At 61.6% G+C, this 8,526-nt stretch carries 8 protein-coding genes; 4 read left to right on the forward strand and 4 right to left on the reverse strand.

Annotated features, from left to right (window positions below; genetic code table 11):
* The first annotated feature begins 60 nt into the window (after positions 1–60).
* Complete coding sequence (locus tag FGU65_RS04800; RefSeq protein WP_301663275.1) at positions 61–1,542, forward strand: MBL fold metallo-hydrolase; 1,482 nt, start codon at positions 61–63, stop codon at positions 1,540–1,542.
* Positions 1,543–1,583: 41 nt separating this feature from the next.
* Here the strand turns inward: FGU65_RS04800 and FGU65_RS04805 are convergent, their stop codons facing one another.
* From FGU65_RS04805 to FGU65_RS04820, 4 genes are all read right to left on the reverse strand, one after another.
* A complete protein-coding gene (locus FGU65_RS04805) occupies positions 1,584–1,823 on the reverse strand; it encodes a hypothetical protein (protein ID WP_301663276.1) in 240 nt (79 codons plus the stop codon).
* On the reverse strand, positions 1,820–2,779 hold the full coding sequence (locus tag FGU65_RS04810) for a HAMP domain-containing protein (protein ID WP_301663277.1): 960 nt from the start codon (positions 2,777–2,779) through the stop codon (positions 1,820–1,822). Before FGU65_RS04810 ends, FGU65_RS04805 begins: the two co-directional genes overlap by 4 nt.
* A 315-nt stretch (positions 2,780–3,094) precedes the next feature.
* The gene (locus FGU65_RS04815; RefSeq protein WP_301663278.1) at positions 3,095–3,964 is read right to left on the reverse strand and encodes a phosphate ABC transporter substrate-binding protein; all 870 of its coding nucleotides are present in this window, start codon (positions 3,962–3,964) and stop codon (positions 3,095–3,097) included.
* Between the two features lie 110 nt (positions 3,965–4,074).
* On the reverse strand, positions 4,075–5,385 hold the full coding sequence (locus FGU65_RS04820; RefSeq protein ID WP_301663279.1) for an APC family permease: 1,311 nt from the start codon (positions 5,383–5,385) through the stop codon (positions 4,075–4,077).
* A gap of 169 nt (positions 5,386–5,554) precedes the next feature.
* Between FGU65_RS04820 and FGU65_RS04825 the strand changes: the two genes are divergently transcribed.
* From FGU65_RS04825 to FGU65_RS04835, 3 genes are all read left to right on the forward strand, one after another.
* The gene (locus FGU65_RS04825) at positions 5,555–7,327 is read left to right on the forward strand and encodes a formylmethanofuran dehydrogenase subunit B (protein WP_301663280.1); all 1,773 of its coding nucleotides are present in this window, start codon (positions 5,555–5,557) and stop codon (positions 7,325–7,327) included.
* 59 nt (positions 7,328–7,386) lie between these two features.
* Entirely contained in the window at positions 7,387–7,833 is a 447-nt protein-coding gene (locus FGU65_RS04830; RefSeq protein WP_301663281.1) for a hemerythrin domain-containing protein, read from the forward strand.
* A 93-nt stretch (positions 7,834–7,926) separates the two neighbouring features.
* Entirely contained in the window at positions 7,927–8,361 is a 435-nt protein-coding gene (locus FGU65_RS04835) for a hemerythrin domain-containing protein (RefSeq protein WP_301663282.1), read from the forward strand.
* Positions 8,362–8,526: the final 165 nt, after the last annotated feature.

Consider the following 8,526-nt stretch of genomic DNA (forward strand, 5'->3'; position numbering starts at 1 on the left):
ATGTCCTACCACAACGTGTGAGGACGAAGCAGGGTGAAGAGATTTTCGTTCATAGCCCGCATGCCTGACAGGCCGGGCGCTCTCCATACAGCAGCCGGGATCGTCAGGCGGTATGGCGGCAACATCAACCGCATCCATTACGACCGCAGAATTGACGCCGCAACCGTTTTCTTTGAAGTAACGACGGATGATGCGGCGTACCTCCGGATGAAGGACGAACTCTCCGCCATCGGGTATCTCCAGGAGACGCTCCGGACACTCGGGTTCCTCAAATTCTACGTCTATGTGCCGAACGAGTCGGGAGCGCTCGACGAGTTTCTCACCTACATCACCGCCAGCCAGGCGAACATCGCCTACATCGACTTCGACGACCGCGGGAAGCACCCCGGCCGGCTGAAGGTCAGCCTGAACGTCGAGGAGGCCGGAACCGTCGACCACCTCTTAAACCGGCTGAAGTCCCGCTACCGGCTCGAGATCATCGAGTACGATACGACCGGCAAGCACCTGGACGACACCGTCTTTTACGTCCGGTTCGCCCAGGAACTGCGGGAGCTGATCGGCAACGCCGAGGACGCATTCCTGATGGCGCTCCTGCACGACATCAACCATATCGTCCAGGAACTCCAGGACCGCGGGAAGGATCCGCGGGAGGTCTTCGAAAGCATTCTCCTCACCGGACGGACGCTGCAGGCGACGCTGGGGGAGGGGTTCTACGCGGAGGTTCAGCGGATCGCGATCACCGATACCGTCGACCTCTTCTGTTTCCAGCTCCCCTGCGGCGGGAACGTCTACCTCTTCCGCACCCCGGACGAGACGGTGATGGTCGATACCGGCTACGGGATCTACCACCGCGATATCGCTGCCATGTTCGCGCACTACGGTCTTGGCGACCTGCAGACGCTTGGGCGGGTCTTCATCACCCACGCCGACGCCGACCACTGCGGCGGGGGAGGCTACCTCGCCGCCCCGGTCTGCCTGCACGCAGGATCGGTGGAGATCATCCGGGAGGCAAACCGGGCTTATGGGTCGCGGAGCGAGACCTCGGTGCTCGAGGAGGTCTATACGACCGTCATCAACCTCTTCTCGGAGTTTCGGAGCCCGGAGGATGCGGTGCTCTTCCCGGCGGCGCCCGGGGAGAAGCGATCGATCTTCCCGGTCCTCGACCGGATCACCATCGGGGATCTGGAGTTTGAGGTGCTGGAGAGCCTCGGCGGCCATCTCCACGGGCTCTTCTACCTCGTCTGCCCGGAGCACGGGCTGCTCTTCTCGAGCGACACCCTCATCAACTTCGGCAGCCTCGATGAGGCACGCGGGAAGTATAACGCCCTCGCCGACTTTCTGGTGACCTCGGTCAACGTCGACAGCGACCGCGCCCGCGAGGAGCGCCGGGCACTGCTTGCGATGGCGGCCGATATCGACAGGGATCTCGCGGCATCGGGCCGCCGGTGCCTCATCTGCTGCGGGCACGGGGCGGTCTCGGTGCTCAGCGGGGGCAGGCTTGAGCAGTACGGGGAGACCGAGCACTACTCCGCCGCCGAATAACGCTGCGGGTCTCAAAATGAGGGGCAGGGGTGCTGCCGGTTTCATTTCAGTTTTCGGATGACGTTGGCCATGAAGACCGCGTCTCCCGCCGGGACGAAGACCACCGCGTCCCGCTCTACCTGGCGGGCGAATGTTTCGACCGTGAGGGGAGATACATTCTCGAACTTCGTTCCAATCTTCCTGCAGACGTCCCGGACGAAGTCGTCGGCCGCCGGACCCATCTTCTTTGCAAGCACGTTGACGATCATCTTCTGGTAGCGGTTCTGCATCGCAAGACTCATGCCTCGTCACCCCCGGGCGGCTGCGCTGCTGCCTGGGCTTTCGCCATATAATACTTCACACTCACCACCATCCGCTGGAACGACTCGGCGAGGGCTCCGATCTCGTCGTCGCTCCGGATATCAATCTCGGTGCCCTCCAGGTCGCCCATGCTGACCTTATCGGCGATCTCGGTGAGCTTTTTAATCGGCCGGCTGATGCTGGCCGCGAAGAGGAACCCGACAAGGCCCGTCACGAGAACCGTTATCGCGGTGATGACGAGGATCGTGTTCCGGGTGCTGAGGCTCTCGGTCGATTCCCGGATCCGGGCGTTCGTTGCGGCGATCTCTTTGTTCATGTCGTCCTGGATCGCGACGATCGGCTCTGCGAACTCCTCGACCGATATGGTGGCGGCCAGCATGTACTCCGTGCCCTCGACCGGGACCGCGGACATGAACTCCCGGGTCGCCTGCCCGTCGGCGCCGATCCAGTCGTAGTAGCCGCCGACGATGTTGCCGCTTAAGGTGAAGGAGAAGAGCTCCCAGAACTCCGGCAGCGTCTCCTGCAGCGACGACATCTCCAGATCGGCGAGGTCCGGGCTCTGGTGCAGGCGCATGATCCCGCTGCCCTGCTCGTAGAGGCAGGTGGAGCCGGTCTTTCCGACGGGCTGGACCGCGATCGCCTGGAACTCCGGGCTTGCCTGCAGGTCGGCGAGGCTCATCTCCGGATGTGCCCGGATGTAGATCGCACACTGCCCGGCGACGTCCGCGGCCTTCTGTTCGATCATCCTGACGCCCAGTTCTTCGAGCGCCTTTGTGCTGTCCGCAAGGGCGTATTTCCCCATCCACTTTGCATCATTGGCAGCCGACAGGCCGAGGGCTCTGGCATCGTTGCTCGCACAGTTGCCGAGAGTGATCAGCGGCACGACGGAGATGATCAGCATCACAACGACCATCTTCTGTAAGATCGACAATTTCACGTTACATCACCGGAAATACTGGAATCTCGGTTCACGTGCAGTGAACCCAGTAGAGTAATCCGGCCGGCGGATAATATGCTTTTTCGAAATACTCTATAGCGATGCATACCACCACAATAGATGCATGGAGGTCAGTGAGAGCATCGACGCGCCGTGACCGGCGTTGCATGCAGGCCGGCACAGGCTTACTTACGAGCGGACGCGCATCCGGACGCGGGCGAACAAATGCTGTTTACAGGCGCAGAGAGGAGACGGAGAGACGCTCAAGCGGATGCAACGGTGAGAAAAGAGGGGTGAGAGGGGCACTTTCGCCCGTTAGTTCACCCGGACGAATCCTTCCTCTTCAACGATGGCCTGGCCGTCGGGGCTGAGGATGAAGTCGATGTAGTCCTTGGCAAGGCCGGTCGGTTCGCCGGTGGTGAACATGTAGAGCTCACGGGCGATCGGGTAGGTGCCTGCCCTGACGTTCTCGAGCGTCGCTTCGACGACGGTGCCGTCGGTACCGACGGAGACTGCCTTGACGGTCCCGTCGAGGTAGCCGAGACCGACGTAGCCGATCGCACCGGGGGTGTGCTGAACGGTCTGCTTCACGGCACCGTTGGAGTTCTTCTCGATCTGCGTCGGGACGAAGTCCTCCTTCTTCATGACGAACTCGTAGAAGAATTCCCGGGTCCCGGAGGCGCTGTCACGGCCGACGACGACGATCTCCTGGCTGGCACCGCCGACCTGGTTCCAGTTCGTGATGGTACCGTTGTAGATTCCCTTGATCTGGTCGAGGGAGAGGCTGGAAACCGCGTTCGCAGGGTTGACGATGACGGCGATGCCGTCGATGGCGACGGTGTGCTTCACGAGGGAGGGGTACTTCTCGGTCTCTGCGGACTTCAGGTCGCGGGAGGCCATGCCGATATCGGCAGTGCCCTCACCGACGGCCTGGACACCGACGCTGGAGCCGCCGCCGCTGACCTGGATGTCGGCACTGGAATGAGTGCGCATGTACTCGTCGGCAGCGAGCTGGGCAACGGGGAGAACGGTCGTCGAGCCGGTCACCGCGATCGTCTGGACCTCAGCGGGGGTCTGATCCTGATTTCCAATACAGCCACAGCAGAGTGCAGCGGCAAGGACTACAAGGCCGACGAGCAGAAGGCCTGTAAATCCACTTTTTCTGAACGAAGATGAGCGGTTCATCGACAACTGGTTGGATAAGCGAGATATAATGCTTTGTCGACATAATATAGGGCATATATATTCACCTATGTTGAAATCATAGCCACCAATAGTTTCACTATCACCGTTTCTCACCCGCCGCTCCGGCCGCGAAGCTCGACGAACGACAGGGCGATGCCGAGAACAGCGAGCACACAGCCGACGAGGAGCACCGTCGGGTCGAGCTGGCCGAGGAGGGCGAGGCTGGTGACGACGCCGAGCAGGGGGAGCACCGGCACCCGCCCAACCGATCCGGGCACGCAAAAAGGCCGCGGCTCGTCGGGCGCCCGCAGCCGCAGAAGGATGACGGCCGCATTGATGACGATGAAGGTCAGAAAGAGCGTGAAGTTGGTGACGTTCGCGACGAAGGTGATCTCCCCGGCGAACACAAAGACGATTGCAGCGAGCATGATGGCCAGGATGGCCACCCAGGGGGTGCGCGTCCGCAGACTCACCCGGGCGAGAACGGCCGGAAGGGAGAACGCGTCGGCCATGCCATAGGTGATCCGGGACGCCGCCAGCAGCATCATGAGTGCGGTGTTGGCGGTTGCGAAGAGGGCGATGACGCCGATGACGGTGAACGCCACATCACCGAGCGCGATGTAGGCCACGTCCGCAAAGGGCGCACGGGACGCGGCGAGCTGCTCCCACCCGACCACCGAGACGGCGGCGAGCGAGGCGAGGATATAGAGGACGGTGGTGATGGCGAGCGCCAGGATGAGCGCTTTTGGAACCGTCCGCACCGGATCGCGCGCCTCTTCGGAGAGTTTGACCATCTCCTCAAATCCCATATAGGCGAAGAAGACGAGCGCGGAGGCCTGGAGAACTCCCGAGAGGCCGAGCGGCATCGCCAGATAGTCCACGCTCCCGAGGTGCGGCAGGCCGATGAGGATGATCATGACGATACCCGCCGCCTCGATGAGCGTCATGGTGATGGCGACCCATGCCGTCTCGCGGATCCCGTAGAGGAGAATGACGGCGAGTACCAGGATGATCCCCACGGCGGAGGGGAGGAGCGGAGCGCCGGTGAGGTCCGAGAAGTAGCCGCCAAACCCGAGCGAGACCGTCGCAACCCCGAAGATGCCGGAGAGGATGATCAGCCATCCGACGACGAAGGCAACCTTCCTGCCGATGGCGTTGGAGACGTACTCGTACTCGGCGCTCGCCCGCGGGTACATCGAGGAGAGCTCGGCGTAACTGAGCGCCGTGAACCCGGCGATGAGGGCGGATATGGCAAACGTCAGCCAGACGGCGTTCCCTGCAAGTCCGGTCGCCTCGCCGAGGAGGGCGTAGATGCCTGCACCGAGGATGATCCCCACCCCGGAGAGGGTTACCGCAACCGGCCCGAGTTCGCGGCGGAGCGACGGTTTCGTCCGTAGAAGCTCCGGAGCCTCCGGCGTCATAAAAGGAGTATATGGAGACGGAGCATTTATGCCTGTCAGTCGGCGCAGCAGCGCGGCCGGAGCGGTCGGACAATCACGTACACGACATTCATTAAATCTAATTTACAAATAGGTTAAATTAATGACACCATACGAACATTGAAGCCCTCCGAGAACGGAGCCTACCGTAATGCAGGCGCTGATAACGAGTGGAAGGACCATCCGGCAGGGCGAACAACTCTATTACAAGGATCTGCCGGAGTACTCGCGGGAAACGGGGCGGTGTTTCATCAATCCGGTCGATCTTCTTGAACTCTGCGCTGAGGAGGGTGCGAACCTCCGCATAGCCACGGAGACGGGTGCCGAGGTCTTCGTTGCCACGTCGTCCGACGACGTCGTGCCCGGAACCGCCTTCATCCCCTGCGGGCCGCATGCAAATGCCATTCTGCACGCCGATACGCACGGGACAGGGGCTCCGGATTACAAGTGGATGGTCGGGACGGTGACGCGCACAGAGGCGCCGCCACGGTCCGGATGGGAGATTCTCATCGAAGCAGGGGGCACTGCGTGCCCGGAAGCATCACCGCATCCCGGCGGACAGGACCGTACCGGAACGGTGCGTGACGTCCTCTGCCCACTCTGCGGATGTCTCTGCGACGACGTTGCCGTACGGATCGTGGATAACGCAGTTGTATCGGCCGATAACGCATGCTCTCTGGGTTCCGGGAAGTTTCTCTCGCAGAGCCGCATATATGAGCCGATCGTCAGAGACGGGGAGGGCTGGAGAAGAACCGGTTTTGACGATGCCGTCCGACGTGCCGCCGAGATTCTCCGGAGCGCCGAACGCCCGCTCCTCTTCGGGTGGAGCGGGACATCTGCAGAAGCGCAGTGCCTCGGCATCCACATCGCCGAGGAGATCCGGGGCGTGATCGACAACTGCTCGTCGATCTGCCACGGCCCTTCGATCATCGGCATCCAGGAGAGCGGCCATCCCGGTTCGACCCTCGGCCAGATGAAGAACCGGGCGGACGTGGTGATCTACTGGGGCTCAAACCCGATCGAGTCGCACCCCCGCCATATGAGCAGGTATACGACGTTCTGCAACGGGAAGTACCGCACCAACGGACACCAGGACAGAACCCTGGTCGTCGTGGACATCAGGAAGACCGATACCGCGAAGATCGCCGATGAGTTCATACGGATCAAACCGGGCGGCGATTACGCTGTTTTTTCCGCCCTCCGTGCGATCGTTCGGGGGCAGGCCGACATCATCCCGCCGTCCGTCGCGGGCATCCCGAAGGAGAAGCTCCTGTGGCTGGCGGATCTCTGCAAAAAAGCCAAATTCGGCGCACTCTTCACCGGAATCGGCCTGACACAGTCTCCGGGGAAGTACAAGAACGTGCGTTGCGCCATCCAGCTCGTCGACGAGCTCAACCGGCATACAAAATTCACGCTGACACCCATGCGCGGACACTGGAATGTCAACGGCACAAACCAGACCTTCTCCTACCTTACGGGTTTTCCCTACGGGGTTGATTTCTCGCGCGGCATACCTTACTACAACCCCGGCGAGACAACGGCGGTGGACATGCTCAGCAAAAAAGAGGCCGACGCCTGCCTCATCATCGGTGCCGACCCCGGCGCCCATCTCCCGCGCCGGTGTGTCGAACACCTGGCGGCGATCCCCACCATCGTCATCGATCCGTATATCTCGCTCAGCACCGCGCTCGCCGAGATCCATATCCCGGTCGCGTGCGTCGGCATCGAGACCGAAGGGATCGGATACCGGATGGACTCGGTTCCTCTCCGGATGAAGAAAGTCATCGACGCGGATCTCCCGACCGACGAGCAGGTGCTCTCGGGGATGCTGTCGTATATCCGGGGCGCCGGGGCAGAGGCGATCTCCCGGGCCGCAGCGCCCCGGTGCGCTCCGCCAAGCACCGGTACTGCACGGTTGGCATGAAGCTCCAAAAGCCCCAAACACTTATTCTCCCTCCCGCCGGAGACTACGGCGAGGGACGGATGATGCCGCATATTGTCGAGAGCATCAGAGAGGATCACGTCCGCGTCCTGCACCTGCTGGACATCCTCGAGCAGACGGGCGAAGGGCGCGAAGAGAGGTATGCGACGGTGAAGCACGAACTGCAGGGGCATATGCACGGCGAAGAGGCGACGCTTTATCGCAGGATGGAGCGGGTGATGCAGGACGAGATAGAGCAGTCGGTCAGGGATCATACCGGCTTTCGCGAGATATTCGGCAGGCTCGACCGGATGCCGCCTGACCGGGACGCGTGGCTCGTCCACCTCCGGGAGCTGCAAAGGCGGGTCTGGGAGCATATCGAGCACGAGGAGACGGTTCTCGAGGAGGCGCTTTCCGTGATGGACACCCCCGAACTCTACGAGATGGGCGACTATTTTCAGCAGGCCAAACGGGCAATGATACAGATGGCCTCCGGACGGCACCCGTGAAGGCTGCGCCAGCCCCCTCCCCCGGGCACGGCAGCAGGGAAATTATTACATACCTGGACTCTCTTTCAGTTCGTCAACGAGGAGGATTTTCTTATGGCGGATATTGTCGAGATGATACGCGAGGACCATGACCTCATCCGGAGGCTGCTCCGCGATCTGCAGGACCGGCCCGAGGCGCGGGATATCAGATATATGACGCTCCGGCGGGAGCTGCAGACCCATATGCATGCGGAGGAGACGACCGTCTACCGGCGGCTTGCTTCGGACATCACGGACGACGTTGCAGAGTTTCTGGAAGAACACAACCGTATGCGCGAGCTGATCGGCAGACTCGACACGACGTCTCTTGAAGACGAGGCCTGGCCACGGTATCTCGCGGACCTGCACGACTACGTCGACTCCCACTTCGACCGTGAAGAGGATCTGCTGCTCAAACGCGTCCGGGATCTGCTCTCCCAGGTCGAACGCTACGAGATGTACGAGCAGTTCCAGATGGAAAAAGGGGTTATGGCACAGTATACCGGATAATCGTCGTATCCGGTTCCCTGCACCGGTATCGAAGAAATTGCGTCACCGGGTGCGTGAACCCCTGGGCATCCTGGTGTGATGCCGTGACGTGCGCGAAGCGCTGTCGCTCGCGGGGAAGGATGTGGTCAGAAGAAGTGTTGGCGTTCAATGCGTTAAAGGAAGGTA

Source organism: Methanoculleus frigidifontis (assembly GCF_030464345.1).
Taxonomy (GTDB): domain Archaea; phylum Halobacteriota; class Methanomicrobia; order Methanomicrobiales; family Methanoculleaceae; genus Methanoculleus_A; species Methanoculleus_A frigidifontis.

Excerpts from the sequence above, each read along its gene's own strand:
- FGU65_RS04825 (WP_301663280.1), top strand. The coding sequence starts at position 5,555 with ATGCAGGCGCTGATAACGAGTGGAAGGACCATCCGGCAGGGCGAACAA.
- FGU65_RS04830 (WP_301663281.1), top strand. The coding sequence starts at position 7,387 with ATGATGCCGCATATTGTCGAGAGCATCAGAGAGGATCACGTCCGCGTC.
- FGU65_RS04805 (WP_301663276.1), bottom strand. The coding sequence starts at position 1,823 with ATGAGTCTTGCGATGCAGAACCGCTACCAGAAGATGATCGTCAACGTG.
- FGU65_RS04800 (WP_301663275.1), top strand. The coding sequence starts at position 61 with ATGCCTGACAGGCCGGGCGCTCTCCATACAGCAGCCGGGATCGTCAGG.
- FGU65_RS04820 (WP_301663279.1), bottom strand. The coding sequence starts at position 5,385 with ATGACGCCGGAGGCTCCGGAGCTTCTACGGACGAAACCGTCGCTCCGC.
- FGU65_RS04815 (WP_301663278.1), bottom strand. The coding sequence starts at position 3,964 with ATGAACCGCTCATCTTCGTTCAGAAAAAGTGGATTTACAGGCCTTCTG.
- FGU65_RS04835 (WP_301663282.1), top strand. The coding sequence starts at position 7,927 with ATGGCGGATATTGTCGAGATGATACGCGAGGACCATGACCTCATCCGG.